The 15,386-nt window shown below is 67.4% G+C and carries 14 protein-coding genes and 3 pseudogenes; 11 read left to right on the forward strand and 6 right to left on the reverse strand.

The genetic code is table 11. The annotated features are described in order from the left end of the window. From AC1DYI_RS12645 to AC1DYI_RS12655, 3 genes and pseudogenes are all read left to right on the forward strand, one after another. Positions 1 to 834: HD-GYP domain-containing protein (locus AC1DYI_RS12645; protein WP_477204467.1), on the forward strand; the 834-nt coding region annotated here is incomplete at its 5' end. Between the two features lie 265 nt (positions 835 to 1,099). Further along, positions 1,100 to 2,530, forward strand: a pseudogene (locus tag AC1DYI_RS12650) (ABC transporter substrate-binding protein). Between the two features lie 305 nt (positions 2,531 to 2,835). Beyond that, positions 2,836 to 4,035 carry a choice-of-anchor tandem repeat GloVer-containing protein gene (locus AC1DYI_RS12655; protein WP_477204468.1) on the forward strand — a complete coding sequence of 400 codons (1,200 nt, stop codon included), beginning with the start codon at positions 2,836 to 2,838 and terminating at the stop codon, positions 4,033 to 4,035. Between the two features lie 103 nt (positions 4,036 to 4,138). On the opposite strand, the gene AC1DYI_RS12660 is transcribed toward AC1DYI_RS12655, so the two are convergent. Further along, the gene (locus tag AC1DYI_RS12660; RefSeq protein WP_477204469.1) at positions 4,139 to 4,573 is read right to left on the reverse strand and encodes a DUF1841 family protein; all 435 of its coding nucleotides are present in this window, start codon (positions 4,571 to 4,573) and stop codon (positions 4,139 to 4,141) included. A 40-nt stretch (positions 4,574 to 4,613) separates the two neighbouring features. On the opposite strand from AC1DYI_RS12660, the gene AC1DYI_RS12665 reads away from it, so the two are divergent. From AC1DYI_RS12665 to AC1DYI_RS12680, 4 genes and pseudogenes are all read left to right on the forward strand, one after another. Next, positions 4,614 to 5,192: a malonic semialdehyde reductase gene (locus AC1DYI_RS12665; protein WP_477204470.1), complete on the forward strand. Its 579-nt coding sequence runs from the start codon at positions 4,614 to 4,616 to the stop codon at positions 5,190 to 5,192. Next, positions 5,189 to 5,377, forward strand: a pseudogene (locus AC1DYI_RS12670) (sulfite exporter TauE/SafE family protein); the annotation flags it as partial. The gene AC1DYI_RS12665 and the pseudogene AC1DYI_RS12670, both read left to right, overlap by 4 nt. 277 nt (positions 5,378 to 5,654) lie before the next feature. Then, positions 5,655 to 6,209: pseudogene (locus tag AC1DYI_RS12675) on the forward strand (sulfite exporter TauE/SafE family protein); the annotation flags it as partial. A gap of 160 nt (positions 6,210 to 6,369) precedes the next feature. Then, on the forward strand, positions 6,370 to 7,026 hold the full coding sequence (locus tag AC1DYI_RS12680) for a hypothetical protein (RefSeq protein ID WP_477204471.1): 657 nt from the start codon (positions 6,370 to 6,372) through the stop codon (positions 7,024 to 7,026). Positions 7,027 to 7,055: 29 nt separating this feature from the next. On the opposite strand, the gene kefC is transcribed toward AC1DYI_RS12680, so the two are convergent. After that, the gene (gene kefC, locus AC1DYI_RS12685; RefSeq protein WP_477204472.1) at positions 7,056 to 8,912 is read right to left on the reverse strand and encodes a glutathione-regulated potassium-efflux system protein KefC; all 1,857 of its coding nucleotides are present in this window, start codon (positions 8,910 to 8,912) and stop codon (positions 7,056 to 7,058) included. A 12-nt stretch (positions 8,913 to 8,924) separates the two neighbouring features. Continuing rightward, positions 8,925 to 9,554 (reverse strand): glutathione-regulated potassium-efflux system oxidoreductase KefF, encoded by a 630-nt coding sequence (gene kefF / locus AC1DYI_RS12690; protein WP_477204473.1) that lies wholly within the window; start codon positions 9,552 to 9,554, stop codon positions 8,925 to 8,927. 153 nt (positions 9,555 to 9,707) lie between these two features. Between kefF and AC1DYI_RS12695 the strand changes: the two genes are divergently transcribed. The 4 genes from AC1DYI_RS12695 to AC1DYI_RS12710 all read left to right on the forward strand — a co-directional run bounded on the left by AC1DYI_RS12695 (position 9,708) and on the right by AC1DYI_RS12710 (position 12,802). Next, a complete protein-coding gene (locus AC1DYI_RS12695; protein WP_477204474.1) occupies positions 9,708 to 10,328 on the forward strand; it encodes a nucleotide-binding protein in 621 nt (206 codons plus the stop codon). Next, positions 10,295 to 10,780 (forward strand): MaoC family dehydratase, encoded by a 486-nt coding sequence (locus tag AC1DYI_RS12700; RefSeq protein WP_477204475.1) that lies wholly within the window; start codon positions 10,295 to 10,297, stop codon positions 10,778 to 10,780. Before AC1DYI_RS12695 ends, AC1DYI_RS12700 begins: the two co-directional genes overlap by 34 nt. A gap of 122 nt (positions 10,781 to 10,902) precedes the next feature. Continuing rightward, positions 10,903 to 11,583: a response regulator gene (locus AC1DYI_RS12705; RefSeq protein WP_477204476.1), complete on the forward strand. Its 681-nt coding sequence runs from the start codon at positions 10,903 to 10,905 to the stop codon at positions 11,581 to 11,583. A gap of 160 nt (positions 11,584 to 11,743) precedes the next feature. Further along, complete coding sequence (locus tag AC1DYI_RS12710) at positions 11,744 to 12,802, forward strand: hypothetical protein (protein ID WP_477204477.1); 1,059 nt, start codon at positions 11,744 to 11,746, stop codon at positions 12,800 to 12,802. Positions 12,803 to 12,851: 49 nt separating this feature from the next. Here the strand turns inward: AC1DYI_RS12710 and AC1DYI_RS12715 are convergent, their stop codons facing one another. The 3 genes from AC1DYI_RS12715 to AC1DYI_RS12725 all read right to left on the reverse strand — a co-directional run. Then, complete coding sequence (locus AC1DYI_RS12715) at positions 12,852 to 13,679, reverse strand: segregation and condensation protein A (protein ID WP_477204480.1); 828 nt, start codon at positions 13,677 to 13,679, stop codon at positions 12,852 to 12,854. Positions 13,680 to 13,708: 29 nt separating this feature from the next. Continuing rightward, complete coding sequence (locus AC1DYI_RS12720; RefSeq protein WP_477204478.1) at positions 13,709 to 13,912, reverse strand: DUF3460 family protein; 204 nt, start codon at positions 13,910 to 13,912, stop codon at positions 13,709 to 13,711. A gap of 37 nt (positions 13,913 to 13,949) precedes the next feature. Continuing rightward, positions 13,950 to 15,386: SulP family inorganic anion transporter (locus AC1DYI_RS12725; protein ID WP_477204479.1), on the reverse strand; the 1,437-nt coding region annotated here is incomplete at its 5' end.

A 15,386-nucleotide genomic window follows, 5' to 3' on the forward strand; every position in this document is an offset into this window, starting at 1 on the left:
CTGCCGCTGGTCAACGACATCGCCGATTCGGTGTTCCGCAACCCGTCGGCGCTGGTCAGCCTGGCCCGGCTGAAGACGCAGGACGACTACACCTACCTGCACTCGGTGGCCGTGTGTGCGTTGATGATCACGCTGGGGCGCGAGCTCGGGCTGTCGGCCCAGGCCTGTCGCGAGGTCGGGTTGGCCGGGCTGATGCACGACCTGGGCAAGGCCGCGATGCCACTGGATGTGCTGAACAAGCCTGGCAAGCTGACCGACGACGAGTACACGCTGATGAAGACCCACCCGCTGCGTGGGCACGAGCTGCTGGTCGAGGGCCGCGGCGCACCCGAATCGGCGCTCGACGTCTGTCTCAATCACCACGAGCGGATGGACGGCAAGGGCTATCCAAGTGGCCTGCCGCCGGAGCGCATCAGCCAGTTTGCCCGCATGGGCGCGGTGTGCGACGTCTACGACGCGGTCACCTCGGACCGGCCCTACAAGACCGGCTGGGACCCGGCTTCGTCGATCGCTGCGATGGCCTCCTGGCAAGGGCACTTCGACCCGGTCGTGTTCAAGGCCTTCGTCAAGGGGGTCGGCATCTACCCGGTGGGCTCGTTGGTCAAGCTGCACTCCGGCCGTCTGGCGGTGGTGGTCGAGCAGAACCCGCAGAGCCTGGTGGCGCCGAAGGTCAAGGTCTTCTTCTCGACCAAGTCGAACATGCCGGTGTCATTGCAGATGCTGGATCTGGCCGGCGCCAACGACAAGATCGTTTCGCGCGAAGACCCGAAGGCCTGGGGCTTTCCGCAGCTGGACCAGCTGTGGGCCGGCGAGCTGGCACCGAAGCGCGGCTGATCGGTTGCGGGCCGCTCGCCCCGCCGGGGAAATCCCCTTGCTTGCACCGGCATAGGCCTTGCCTACACTGCGCCGGTTGCCCCCGCCTTCCGAGGGGCTCGAGGAGAACCCGACCATGCCCCGAACCTTTGTAGCGGCGCTGCTGGCGCTCGCGTTGGCCGCCGGCGCTGCCGGCACCGCCCAGGCCCAGACCTTCCGCTGGGCCAGCCGCGGCGACGTGCAGACGCTGGACCCGGTGTCGCAGAACGAGCTGTTCACCAACGCGATGAACGGACAGTTCTACGAATTCCTCGTTGCGCGGGACAAGCAGCTGAAGATCGTGCCCCAGCTCGCCACCGAGTGGAAGCAGGACGGCCCGCTGAAATGGACCTTCAAGCTGCGCAAGGGCGTGAAGTTCCACGAAGGCCAGAACTTCACCGCGGATGACGTGGTGTTCTCGGTCAACCGTGCGAAGGAAAAGACCTCGCAGATCGCCCACTACGCCAACGCGCTGGGCGAGCCGAAGAAGATCGACGACTACACGGTCGAATTCAACCTGTCGCAGTTCGACCCGATCTTCCTGGAGCACCTGAACACCATCTACATCATGAGCAAGACCTGGTGCGAGGAGCACAAGGTCACCAAGCCGCAGGACTTCACCAACAAGGAAGAGACCTACGCGGTGCTGCACGCCAACGGCACCGGCCCGTGGGTGCTGGCCTCGCGTGCGCCGGACGTCAAGACGGTGCTCAAGCGCAACCCGAACTACTGGGGCAAGATCGAAGGCAAYGYGCAGGAGGTGGTCTACACCCCGATCTAGAGCGACCCGACGCGGGTGGCGGCACTGATCTCGGGCGTGGTCGACTTCATCCTGGATCCGCCGTCCAACGACCTGGAGCGGCTGCGCAGCACCGACGGTGTGCAGGTCATCGACGGGCCCGAGAACCGCGTCCTGTTCATCGGGCTGGACCAGGGCCGCGACGAGTTGCTCTACAGCAGCGTGAAAGGCAAGAACCCGTTCAAGGACGTGCGGGTGCGCAAGGCGCTGTACCAGGCCGTCGATATCGAGTCGATCAAGTCCAAGCTGATGAAGAACCAGGCCACGCCGACCGGCGCGGTGATGCCTTCACCGCTGGGGGATTTCAACGACCCCGAGATCGAGAAGCGCCTGCCCTATGACCTGGCCGCGGCGCGCAAGCTGATGGCCGATGCCGGGTACGCCGATGGCTTCGAGGTCACGCTGGACTGCCCGAACGACCGCTACATCAACGACGAGAAGATCTGCGTCGCGCTGGCCGGCATGTGGGACAAGATCAAGATCAAGGTCCGCGTGAACACCATGCCCAAGGCCACCTACTTCCCGAAGCAGGAAAAGCTGGATGTGTCGATGTACATGCTGGGCTGGGGTGGCTCGATCACCGACGCGGAAACCACCTTCACGTCGATCTACCGCAACCGTGCTGCCGGCGGCATCGGCGAATACAACCGCGGCAACTTCAAGGACGACGAGCTCGACGCGCTCGTCGCTGCGTCGAGCAAGGAGCCCGACGTCGAGAAGCGCAAGGCCCTGATCAAGAAAGCCATGTTGCGCCACAACGAACAGGTCCACCACATCCCGCTGCACCGCCAGTTCATCCCGTGGGCCGCGCGCAAGAACGTGAACGTGGTGCACCGGGCCGACAACTGGATGGAGCTGCAGTGGGTCAGCATCAAGTGATGGCGGCAGTTTCGAGATGAGCAGGATGCCGCCAGCGGAGCGGCCCTTGTCAGTCGCTGTCGGCTCACCGAGCAAGGTGGGCCGTCGCGCGGGTGACGAGAAGAGCCATCCGTGCTTCGCAGTAGGCGATGCTGCGCTCACAATGAGCAGGTGCAGTGCATCCCGTTGCACCGCCAGTTCATCCCATGGGCTGCGCGCAAGAACGTGGCGGTAGTGCACCGGCCGGACAACCGGCTGGGGCTGCAGCGGGCATCGCTCAAGCAGCTCGATCGACACCAACGATTCATACCGAGGAGGAGAAATCCATGAATGCACGTTCTGCGGCGCGCGTGGGGCGCGCTCTGTCATGCCTGGTCGCCACTCTGGCGGTCTTCGCGCCTGTGGCCCAGGCGAACACACTCCAGGTGGTGGCCCAGTTCAGTGGCGGCGACGGCGCGTCGCCGTTGGCGGGCCTGGTGAAGACGAAGAGCGGGCAGCTCTTCGGCACGGCCGCGGAGGGGGGCAAGGTGGCGAACTGCGTGACCGGCTGCGGCACGATCTACCGCCTCACGCCTGCGATGAAGATCACCCCGGTCGTCAAGCTGTCGGGTGCCGGCCGCTCGCCGGGCCACTTTCCGGCCGGCGGTCTGCTCGAGGCCGCCGACGGCTGGCTCTACGGCACGACGGCCTATTCGGTGGAACAGAGTGGCTGCCCGGATGGGTGCGGAACGGTCTACCGCACGGACGCGAAAGGCAACGTCACGACCGTCGCCCGGCTGACGCGTGAGGTCGGTGCCAACTCCTACAGCGAGCTGGTGCAGCTGGCCGACGGGACCTTCTACGGCACGGCCATGCGCGGTGGAACGTCCACCAATTGCATCGGCGGCGAATACGGCTGCGGCACCGTCTTCAGCGTGGCCGCGGACGGCAAGGTCAAGGCGCTGGTCCAGTTCGACGGCGCCAATGGCGCCTACCCCAGCGGACCACTGGTGGTCAAGAACGGCAACCTCTTCGGCACGACCTCCTACGGCGGCACCGACAATGCGGGAACGGTGTTCCGTGTCACGCCCGAGGGCAAGTTCAAGACCCTCGTGTCCTTCGATGACGCGGAGCACGGTCGAGGCCCATCGGGCGGCCTGGTCGTTGGTGCGGACGGCAACTTCTATGGCACGACTGTGCTCGGCGGTGAGTTCGATCACGGAACGGTGTTCCGTTTGACCCCCGGCGGCGTGCTGACGACGTTGGTTTCATTCCGTGGCCAGCCGGACGGCGGGCGCCCCGCGGGTCCGTTGACCCTCGGTTGGGACGGAAACTTCTACGGCGCGACCACCGAAGGCGGTGACATGGACCGGGGTACGCTGTTCCGGGTGACGCCGCAAGGGAGCCTCACCACCCTGATCACGATGGACGACATGTCGCCCTTTCCCAAGGGCCGCTTGCTCCAGGACGAGCCGGGCGTGTTCTACGGCGTTGCCGACACGTTCGGGGTGATCTACCGGCTCACGGTCGAATTCGCCGGCGACTAGACCTGTCTGCAAGACCCAGGCCCGTGCAAACGGGCCGTCCAGTCGGACCATCGCGCCCGCCGGGGCGCTTCCAGGTCCGCTGACCGAGGGTGACCGGCCGGTATCAGTCGCGCGTAGCGCGCTGCCGTACCCGGTCGAGATAGGCAAAGCCATCCGGCGGGCGGCCGCTGCGCTGTGATTCCCAGATCATCTCGCCCAGGCACTCCATCACCTCGTGGTGGGCGTCGTGCAGTGAGGCGCGTTTGGCGGTGAGCAGTTCGACCGCCTGGCGGATGCCGCTGGGCTGGTCGATCGAGACCTGTTCGCTGATCGTCAGGTGCATCGCCAGGTGCAGGAACGGATTGGTCTTGCCGCCCTCGACCGAGTAGGTGGCGGCCAGCGCGGCGTCGACATCGGCCAGGTCGCCGGCGTATTCGGGGTGTTCGTCGATCCAGCCGCTGGCCAGCACCTCGATGGCGGTCATCGGTGCGCGCTGTTTCTGCTTGGCGGCGACTTCGCAGAAGAATCGCCGTACGTCGTGCTGGGAGGGTTGGAACATTCGACAATTGTCGCCCCCGCAGCTTTCCCCTCAGCGCGCCATGCACGTCACCACCGAAGCCTTGTTCACGCAAGCCCGCACTGCAAGGGGCTATTTGCCGGACGAGGTGCCTGACGCCACGCTGCAGGCGATCTACGAGCTGATGAAATTCGGCCCGACCTCGGGCAACTGCACGCCGCTGCGCATCACCTTCGTGCGCACACCAGACGCGCGTGAAACGCTGGCGCAATGCATGAACCCGGGCAGCAACCAGGCCAAGGTGCGCGCTGCACCGGTGACCGCGATCCTCGGCACCGATTTGGCTTTCACCGACAAGCTGCCGCGCCTGTTCCCGAGCGCCGATTCGCAGTCCTGGTATGCCGGCAACCCGGCCAAGACCACCGATGCGGCGATCCGCAATGCGCACATCCAGGTCGGCTACTTCATCGTCGCCGCTCGCGCGTTGGGGCTGGATGCAGGGCCGATGGGTGGCTTCAACGCCGGTGCGGTCGACGCCGCGTTCTGGCCCAGCACGCCGAAGCGCAGCATCGTGATCTGCACGCTGGGCCATGGCGATGCGAGCCGGCTGCACCCGCGCGATCCGCGGCTGGATTTCGACGAGGCCTGCGCGCTCGTCTGAAGGTGATCACCGATCCCTGGTTCTACGCCGCGGCGGTTCCGGCCGTGGTGCTGATGGGGCTGTCCAAGAGTGGCTTCGGCGCCGGCTTCGGTGCGCTGGCGGTGCCGCTGATGGCGCTGGCCGTGCCGGTGCCTCAGGCCGCGGCCATCATGCTGCCGTTGCTGGCGATCATGGATGCGATGGGCAGAGTGTCCTGTCCCACCAATAGCTGCCATTGAGATTCGACCAGATGGTGATGATGGCGCGGCCGGACGGCTGGGCAGATACCCAGCGTATCTGCCCTGATGGCCGGGCGCGCGAGCGCGCCATCTGGTCGAACCCGAAGGGCGGGCCGAAATGGGGCGCTCGCAGCGCCGCCAAGCCAGGCTGATACCGTCAGGTATCAACCTGGCTCGTCGTCTCGCGATCATCCCCATTGCGGCCCGTCGCAATGACAGCTATTGGTGGGACAGGACACCAACCGCATTGATCCGCCAGCGCGACAAGGCCTTGGTGCGGCTGCTGCTGCCGGCGGGTCTGGTCGGCACCTTGATCGGCACGCTGCTGTTCGGCGTGTTGTCGGCCAAGACGGTGGCCGGCATCGTCGGCGTGGTCACGCTGGCGTTCCTGGCCATCCGGCTGGCCTTTCCACCGCGGGCCGATGCGCCACCGCCACCACGCTGGCTGGGTTGGCTGCTCGGTGCCACTTCGGGCTTCACCAGCTTCGTGGCCCATGCGGGCGGCCCGCCGGTCAGCTTCTATGTGCTGCCGTTGAAGCTGCCGCCCATGGTGTTCACTGCGACGATGTCGGTCTTCTTCGCGGCGATCAACGCCAGCAAGTGGGTGCCTTATGCCTGGCTGGGCTTGATCGACCTGCGCAACCTGTCGACTTCGCTGGCGTTGGCACCGTTCGCGCCGATTGGCGTGTGGCTGGGCCTGAAGGTTGTGAAGCGCATCGACGCGACCTGGTTCTACCGCCTGTTCCACATCGGCATGGCGCTCACCGGCAGCAAGCTGGTCTACGACGCGCTGCGTTAGCTACGTTCACGCGGCTCGCCTCGCATGGCAGCCGCAGCGGCCGACAGAGAGGTCTGTTCACGCGCTTCACATCTGCACACAGGCTTTGTAGGAGCATGCCGACAAACAGTGCGGCTGATGTCCCATGGTGCCGTCGCGGTGGTCGCGGCAAGCTGAAGCCATGGAAAAGACCACCTACCCCCCGACCAGCTATTCCCCCACCACGCCGGATGTGGACGCCTCGGTTGAAGCGTCTTTGTGGCAGCCGCCTTCCGCGTCAAACGGTGCCCCTTCCACGGCCGCCCAACAGTGGGAAGCCCAGTCCACCGGCAAACGCATCATCCCGGGGGTCGTCATTGGCATCGCCGTGGTTGCGCTGATCGTGGGCATGAACTACCAGTTCAAGCACAACGACAACGACACCACCTTGGCGCAGGGCCAGGCCAGCGAGTCGGTCATCAACGAAGCACCGCCGGCAGCCCCTCCTGCTCCTGAGGCTTCAACAGCGACGGCGCCCGCCGTTGAGACAGCGCCGGCAGTTGCTCCGCCTCCCGAGCCGGCTCCGGTCGTGAAGCCGCGTGCCGAGGCGGCACCTCCAGTCCATGCGCCCAAGCCCGCTCCGGCCGCCGTGACGCCGCGGGCGCCAGTTGTTCCGCCGGCTGACTCGGGCGTGCGCGCTCCGCTGCCAGAACCGACCCCCACGCCGGCCCCGGCACCCACCCCGGCCCCGAGCCCGCAGCCGCTGACCGATACGTCGCCGCAGCCACCGCTGCCGGTGCCAACACCGAGCCCCACGCCGGCTCCGCAGCCGACCCCTGAACCGGTCAATTCGAACTGACGGAGCCCTCACTCCCCCCAACGCCGCGCTCAGCGCGGCGTTGTTGTTTCAGCGTCGTCTTCGGCGTGCCAACCTTTGCCGCTGGGGTGTTCGGTACGTTGCGCGCGGTCTTGCGCAAACATCTCTTCCAGCTGTTGGCGCCCGGCTTTGGCCATCGCCATCAACCGCGCCTGGTCGCCGCGGTGCGGCGCCAATGCATACAGCTGCTCGATGCTGTGGCGGCGGAACTTCAGCGCCAGGGTGCGCGCGTGATGCGGCTCGAAGCCCAGCGTCTCCAGCACGCTGCGGCCCGACATCAAGGCCGAGTCGAAGGTCTCACGCTCGATGTGCGTGACGCCGCGCTTGTTCAGGTCGTACCAATGCTGCGCATTGCGGGCCCGCACCACCAGCGACAGGTTGGGGAAATGGGCCTGCGCCAGGTCGACCACCGCCAGGCTTTGCTCGATGTCGTCGATCGCCACCACCAGCACCTTGGCGCTGCCGGCGCCTGCGACACGCAGCAGGTCCAGCCGCGTGGCGTCGCCGTAGTACACGCGCCAGCCCCATTTGCGCAGGCTCTCGACCTGCTCGGCCGAGTGCTCCAGCACGGTGGCACGCAGGCCGTTGGCGAACAGCAGCCGGCCGACGATCTGCCCGTACCGGCCGAAGCCGGCGATGATGATCGGCGCGTCCTGCGCCTCGGAAATCGGGGCCAGGCCTCGGTCATCGGCTTGGCCCGAAGCGCGGCTGGCGCACCAGCGATCGGCGCCCACCAGCAGCAAGGGCGTCAGCAGCATCGACAGGGCCACCACCGCCACCAGCAGCGACGAGGTCTGGGCCTCGATCACGCCCGCCTGCGCTGCGGCCTGGAAGACGACGAAACCGAACTCGCCACCCTGCGCCAGCAGGATCACGAACACCGGCCGCTCGACCAGCGGAATCGGCATCAGCCGCGCCATCACCCCCAGCACCAGCGCCTTCAGCAGCAGGAAGGCGGCGACGAGGCCGGCCACCCAGCCCGGGTGCGCCCAGACGGCACCGAAGTCGATGCTCATGCCGACCGCGATGAAGAACAGCCCCAGCAGCAGGCCCTTGAAGGGCTCGAGGTCGGTTTCCAGCTCGCGGCGGTATTCGCTTTCGGCCAGCAGCACGCCGGCGAGAAAAGCGCCCAGCGCCATCGACAGGCCTACCGCCTGCATCAGCGCCGCGGTGGCCACCACCAGCAGCAGCGAGGCAGCGGTGAAGATCTCAGGCGTCTTGCTTTGCGCGATCCAGCGCAGGGCGGGCCGCAGCAGCAGCCGGCCGCCCAGCACGATGGCGGCAATCACCGCGACGGCCTTCAGCGCACCGAGCCAGCTGCCGCCTTCGCCGCTGCCACCCCCAACCGCCAGCAAGGGCACCAGCGCCAGGATCGGGATGGCGGCGATGTCCTGGAACAGCGCCACGCTGAGCACGCTCTGGCCCGAGGTGGTCGACATCAGGTTGCGCTCGGCCAGCACGCCCAGGCCGATGGCGGTGGACGACAAGGCCAGCCCCAGGGATGCGACCAGCGCCAGCCGCCAGTCGGCGCCCAACGCGACCGCGACACCGCACATCAGCGCGGTCGCCCCCAGCGTTTGCACCGCACCCCAGCCGAAGATCGGCCGGCGCAAGGCCCACAGCCGGCGCGGCTCGAGTTCCAGCCCGACCAGGAACAGCATCAACACCACACCGAACTCGGCGAAGTGCAGCATCGCCTGCGGGTCGGTCACCAGCTTCAGGCCCCAGGGGCCGATGACGATGCCGGCGGCCAGGTAGCCGATGATCGAGCCCAACCCGGCCAGCCGGGCCAGCGGCACGGCCAGCACCGCGGCGCCGAGGTAGACCAGGCTGGTCAGCAGCCAGCTCGTCGTGTGTACTTCTTCCATCGCGCGGGACTTTCAGTCTTCTTCGGGGCGGTCGGTGGCRGGCACGAAGCAGGAGGTGTCGACCTCCAGTTCGGCCAGTTCAGGCCAGTTCGGGTAGCGGGCCAGGCGCTCGGCGTACATCGCTGCATGGTTTTGCACGGTGTCGTCGTCGACCCGGTGCGCCGCGTGCAGCACCAGCGGCGGCAGGAAACGCATGCCGGCCAGCGCAGCGGTCTGTTCGGCCGGCGGCCAGAAAGCGTCGATGAAGTGGCGGTTGTGGCCGCTCGGGTGGTAGGCATCTTCGCCGCCACCGGTGCTGACCACCAGCCACAGGTCTTTGCCGCGCAGCGCATTGCCGCCCGGGCCATAGGCCCAGCCGAAGCCGAACACCTCGTCCAGCCACAGCTTCAGCAGCGCCGGCATGCCGTACCAGTGAAAGGGAAACTGCCAGACGACCAGCTTGGCCTGCGCCAGCACGGCGCGCTCGGCCTCGATGTCGATCAGGTAATCCGGGTACAGGCGGTACAGGTCACGCACCTGGGCGCGGCCGGGCGGCAGGGCGTGGGCCAGCTGGAGCAGGGCGCGGTTGACGCGCGAGTGCTCCAGCCGCGGGTGGGCCACCAGCACGACGATTTCAGGCGCAGCAGGGTCAGGTGAGGGCATGGGCAGGCAGGATTGGGGCGCCCGCGGGGCGGGCCGCGCCGCCGGGGTTCATCCGGGGCAGGGGCCGGCGGGCTGGCCGTTACCATACCTTCGAATCTGGAGCCCGGGTTGCGAAGCCCGGGTCGCCCTGGCCACAACAGGAGACGAGAGCGCATGCCGGTGATCGCGATCGCAAATCCCAAAGGGGGCGTGGGCAAGAGCACGCTGGCCACCAACCTGGCCGGGGCGCTGGCGCGCCAGGGCCACGCGGTGATGCTGGGTGACCTCGATCGCCAGCAGTCTTCACGCCAATGGCTGACCCTGCGGCCACCGGCGGCGCCGGCCATCGCCAGCTGGGAGATTCGCGAAGACACTGGCCAGGTGCGCCCGCCCAAGGGCACCACCCACGTCGTGGTCGACACGCCGGCGGGCCTGCACGACAAGAAGCTGAAGGCTTTGCTGAACCTGGCCGACCAGTTGCTGGTGCCGCTGCAGCCCAGCCTGTTCGACATCCAGGCCACCCACGCCTTCCTGGCCGAGCTGCGCGGCCACCCACGGGCCGCCAAGATCCGCATCGGCCTGGTCGGCATGCGGGTCAAGGACCACACCATCGCACAGGAGCGGCTGCAGGAGTACGTGGCCACGCTGCCGGCGCCGATGGTGGCGACGATCCGCGACACGCAGAACTACGTGCACCTGGCCGCCCACGGGCTGACGCTGTGGGACGTGGCGCCCAGCCGTGTCGAGCGTGACCTGGCGCAATGGGAGCCGTTGCTGGCCTGGGTGGCTGCGTGACGGCACAGATCGCGCACCTGGCCGATCTGGCAGGCCGCATCGGCGAAGTGCTGGGCGTCAGCGACTGGATCACGGTCGACCAGGCCCGCATCGACCGCTTTGCCGAAGCGACCGGCGACCACCAGTGGATCCATGTCGACCCGGTTCGCGCAGCTGCCGGCCCGTTTGGCGGCACCGTGGCGCATGGGTTCCTGACGCTGTCGCTGCTGCCCTGGTTCTTCGACCACGGCTTCGTGGTGAACGACACGCAGATGGGCCTGAACTACGGTCTGAACAAGGTGCGCTTTCCGGCTCCGGTGCCGGTGAACAGCCGGCTGCGGGCGCAGTTCAAGCTGCTGGCTTACGAGCCGATCGATGGCGGCGCGCAGTTGCTGGTCGAGGCGACGATCGAGCGTGAAGGCGCCACCAAACCAGTGTGCGTGGCAGAGTCATTGACCCGCCGTTTCGTTTGACAGCTACGATCCCAAACTGAGCGCCCCAGGGCTCGGCAAGCCGAGCCCGCCCCCGAGGGGATCAAAGAACTCGGGAACGGCCCTTCGTTTCTTTGAGAGACCCACAGAGCCACAAGCCCTTGATGAAAGTCCTGCTGGTCGATGACCACCCCCTGATCCTGTCCGCGCTGAAGGCCATGATCGAGAACCTGAGCCCCGGCGTGGTGGTCAACGCCGTGTCGAGTGCGAAAGAGGCCCGCTTCACGCTGCGCGTGCAGCAAGACCACGACCTGATGCTGCTCGACCTGCAGCTCGGCGACGCCAACGGCTTCGAGCTGCTGACCGAGGTGCGCCAGACCGACCCCGACCTGTCGGTGGTGGTGCTGAGTTCATCCGACCGCGCGAGCGACGTGATCCAGGCGATCGACCTCGGCGCGATGGGCTTCCTGCCCAAGCGCATGACGACCGAAGACCTGGCCGATGCACTGCGCCTGGTGATGGCTGGCGGCATCTTCGTGCCGACGATGACCGTCAACCCGGTGCGCGACGCCGATGAGCCAGCGCCTGCCTCGTCCCACGCTGCCCCGACAGTCCCTGACAGCCTGCCGTCCTTCGAAGAGCTGGGCATCACGCCCCGCCAGGCCGACGTTCTGACACTGCTGCTGCAGGGCAAGTCCAACAAGGACATCGCCCGCCGCCTCGGCTTGTCGGTCGAGACCATCAAGGACCACGTGCAGGCGGTGCTGCGCGCGCTGGGCGTCAGCTCGCGCACGCAGGCGGTGCTGGCGGTGGGGCAGATGACGCAGAAGCGGCGCAGCCGCTGAGCCTTCTTCGCTGTCTCCGCGGTACGTCCCAAAAGCGAGTTAGGGGTGTGCTGCCCAGCGACGCGGCCCTAAAGTCGGCGCGGGGTGCACCCCAACTGAACACATGCTTCCACAGGTGCAGATCTTGAGACGCACGACGACGCACGCCATTCGATGCCTCTTGCTGGCACTGTCGGGCGCCGCCAGCGTCGCCGCCGCGGCGGAGTTGCCGCGCTACAGCTGCCAGCGGCTCGGGGGTTCTGAACTGCGCGGCCAGCTCACCTATTCCGGTGGCATCAACAGCCTCGGCGAGGTCGCCGGCACGGGCCAGTTCAGCCGCCAAGAGGCGGTGCTCACGGCCGCGCACTGGCAAGGTGACGGCAGTGTTGACTTCCTGGTTCGCAGCCACCGGAATTCCGGTGCCTACAGCATCAATGACGCGGGACAGGTCGTCGGCTATGTGACGCTAGCCGACGGTGGAACGCGGCCGGCCGTCTGGGCCAACGGCCAGGCTTCTCTGCTGCCGACGCTGGCCGGACGCAAGGGCTCTGGCGTTGCCGTTTCAGTCAACAACCAGGGCCAGATCGCAGGCGTCAGCAGCATGCGGTGGGTGGGTCGATGGCGCCAGCGCGCCACGCTGTGGGAGCACGGCAAGGCGATCAACCTCGGCACGATCGACCCGAACTTCGACAGCCGCGCGATTGCCATCAACGACCGCGGGGTGGCGGTGGGCTTCAGCGACGTTGCCGACAACGGACGCCGTGCGGTGCAGTGGAGCGGCCATGTGATGACCGAGCTGGCGCCGCTGCGAGGCGGGGCACGATCCGAAGCGTTGGGTCTCAATCGCGACGGCGTTGTCGTCGGTGCGAGCAACACCGCCGACAACGTCTACTACCTACGGGCGGTGGCCTGGCAGGATGGCCAGGTGCTCGACCTCGGAACCTTGCCTGGCGATTTGGACAGCCAGGCCGAGGCCATCAACGCCCAAGGTGTCATCGTCGGCCAATCGAGCATCGGGTTTGGCCCGTCGACGGCGGTGGCGTGGTTCGGCATCGACGCCGCGCCGGTGGACCTGAACGGCTTGATCGCCGATGGCGGCTGCCACGACGATGACGGGAACGTTCGCCTGTTGTCCGAAGGAACCGGCATCAATGAGCAGGGCGCCATCGCCGCCACTTCGTACACCGCGGCCCCGAACGGTCGTGTGCAGGTCATGGCGTTCAGGCTCACGCCGCTTTGAACGGGGGCTGGGCGGCGCGGGCCAGGGCTGGCCCCGTGCGCCGTCGGTGTCAAGTGGGCGTGTACGCCAACCTGACGTAAATCGGCGCGAACGCCTCGGCCTGCGTCAACTCGAGCAGGCGCTCCCGCGCCAGCTCGAGCATCGCGATGAAGGTGACCACCATCACCGGCGCGCCGCGGGTCACGTCGAACAGGTCCTGGAATTCGACGAAGCGCTGGCCTTGCAGGCGGCGCAGCACCGAGCTCATGAACTCGCGCACCGACAGCTGCTCGCGCGAGATCTTGTGGTGCTGGTGCAGTTTGGCGCGCTTGATGATGTCGGCCCAGGCGTCGCGCAGTTCGTCCACTGACACGTCAGGAAAGCGCGGGGCCAGCGACTGCTCGACGGTGACCTGGGCGCGCAGGTAGTCGCGGCCCAGCTGGGGCAGCGCGTCCAGCCGCGCGGCGGCCAGCTTCATCTGCTCGTACTCGAGCAGGCGGCGGACCAGTTCGGCGCGCGGGTCTTCGGGCTCGGCGCCGTCGTCGGTCTTCTTCGGCGGCAGCAGCATGCGCGACTTGATCTCGATCAGCATCGCCGCCATCAAGAGGTAGTCGGCCGCCAGTTCCAGGTTCTGCTTGCGGATCTGGTCGACGTAGCGCAGGTACTGGCGCGTGACATCCGCCATCGGGATGTCGAGGATGTTGAAGTTCTGCTTGCGGATCAGGTACAGCAGCAGGTCCAGCGGGCCCTGGAAGGCCTCGAGAAAGACCTCCAGCGCGTCGGGCGGGATGTACAGGTCGGTCGGCAGCGCGAACAGCGGCTCGCCGTACAGGCGGGCGACGGCAATGCCGTCCACCACCTGGGGCAGGTCCACCTCGGGCGCTGACGGCGGCGGCAAATCCGCCTTTGGCGCGCTGGCCGCGCGGCTCACTTCGGCTGGGTCTGGTAGACGTAGGCCTGCTGGGCGACGCGGGCGGCGTCGAACTCGGACTGGGCCTCACGGTCCTGCGACCGGTCCCACAGCAGGGCGCGGCCGGCGCGCTGTTCGGCTTCCAGGGTCGGGCGCTTGGCCTTCAGCTCATCGATGAACTGGGAGACTTCGGACTTGTAGGGTTTCCAGAACAGCGGCATGGCAAGGGGGCGGGTGGGCGCGGACGAAAGGTGCATTTTAGCCGGGCAGGCCGCCGGCGCCGGACCTGGGGTCGGCGGCCAAAGGGGCATCGGCCACGGTCGGCACGATGTTCTCGGCGCCGAGCATCGCTTCGAAGCCGGAACGCCGCAGCAAGCCCATCGGTTGCTCGTTGACATTGGCCAGCACCAAGGCGATGCCACGCCGCTTCAGCGCCACATGCAGTTGCGACAGCGCGTCCAGCCCCGAGGTGTCCATCGAGATCAGCCGATGCATCTCCAGCACCACGGCGCGGGTGCCGGGCGGGATCTGGCCCGGCAGCGCCTCGATCTTGCCGACCGCGCCGAAGAACAGCGAACCGAACAGCTCGAACACCTGCACGCCCGGCTGCAGCTCGCCGCTGGCATGCGGCGTGACGCGGAACAGCGTGCTCATGCGGTAGATGAAGAAGGCGCAGGCGGCCAGCAGCCCCATCTCGACCGCCACCGTCAGGTCGAACACGACCGTCAGCACAAAGGTGCCGACCAGCACCACGCGGTAGGGCAGCATGAAGTGCCGCAAGCGGGCGAACTCGTGCCACTCGCCCATGTTCCACGCCACGAAGAGCAGGATGCCGGCCAGCGCCGCCAGAGGTACATGCAATGCCAATGGAGCCGCCGCCAGCACGACCACCAACAGCGTCAGCGCGTGCACGATGCCGGCCACCGGGCTGGCGGCACCGGCCCGCACGTTGGTGACCGTGCGAGCGATGGTGCCGGTGGCCGGGATGCCGCCGAAGAAGGGGACGATGAAGTTCGCCACGCCTTGCGCCATCAGCTCCTGGTTCGGGTCGTGGCGTGGCAGGCCGCTCAGGGTGTCGGCCACCCGGGCACAGAGCAGCGATTCGATCGCGCCGAGCAGTGCGATGGTCACGGTCGGGATCACCAGCTGCTTCGCGGTGGCCCAGTCCAGCGCCGGCAGCGCGAAGGCCGGCAAGGTTTGCGGGATGCCGCCGAAGCGGGTGCCGATGGTTTCAACCGGCAGCGTGAACAGCTGGGCCAGCAGCGTGGCACCGACCAGCGCGACCACGGTGCCGGGCACCTGCGCGGCATGGCGGCGCCATTTCTGCAGTGCGCCGACCGGAGCGATCGGCATTGTGTAGCTCTTGGGCCAGAGCACGACGACGCTTAAGCTGGCCAGCCCCAGCACAAAGGCCCAGGGGTTGAAGCTGTTCAGGTGTTTGGCCAGCACGCTGAGCTGGATGAAGAAGTCGGCCGGCAGCTTGTCGATCTGCAAGCCGAGCAGGTCCTTCAGCTGCGACAGGCCAATCAGCACCGCGATGCCGTTGGTGAAGCCGATCACGATGCTGACCGGGATGTAGCGCACCAGTGCGCCCAGACGCAGCAGCCCCATCACGAACAGCAGCACGCCGGCCAGCGAGGTGGCGATCATCAGGTTCGCCACGCCGTAACGCTCGACGATGCCGTAGACGATGAC

It is taken from the genome of Ideonella sp. P3_A4, assembly GCF_056403075.1.

Excerpts from the sequence above, each read along its gene's own strand:
- AC1DYI_RS12655 (WP_477204468.1), top strand. The coding sequence starts at position 2,836 with ATGAATGCACGTTCTGCGGCGCGCGTGGGGCGCGCTCTGTCATGCCTG.
- AC1DYI_RS12660 (WP_477204469.1), bottom strand. The coding sequence starts at position 4,573 with ATGTTCCAACCCTCCCAGCACGACGTACGGCGATTCTTCTGCGAAGTC.
- AC1DYI_RS12665 (WP_477204470.1), top strand. The coding sequence starts at position 4,614 with ATGCACGTCACCACCGAAGCCTTGTTCACGCAAGCCCGCACTGCAAGG.
- AC1DYI_RS12680 (WP_477204471.1), top strand. The coding sequence starts at position 6,370 with ATGGAAAAGACCACCTACCCCCCGACCAGCTATTCCCCCACCACGCCG.
- kefC (WP_477204472.1), bottom strand. The coding sequence starts at position 8,912 with ATGGAAGAAGTACACACGACGAGCTGGCTGCTGACCAGCCTGGTCTAC.
- AC1DYI_RS12695 (WP_477204474.1), top strand. The coding sequence starts at position 9,708 with ATGCCGGTGATCGCGATCGCAAATCCCAAAGGGGGCGTGGGCAAGAGC.
- AC1DYI_RS12700 (WP_477204475.1), top strand. The coding sequence starts at position 10,295 with ATGGGAGCCGTTGCTGGCCTGGGTGGCTGCGTGACGGCACAGATCGCG.
- AC1DYI_RS12705 (WP_477204476.1), top strand. The coding sequence starts at position 10,903 with ATGAAAGTCCTGCTGGTCGATGACCACCCCCTGATCCTGTCCGCGCTG.
- AC1DYI_RS12720 (WP_477204478.1), bottom strand. The coding sequence starts at position 13,912 with ATGCCGCTGTTCTGGAAACCCTACAAGTCCGAAGTCTCCCAGTTCATC.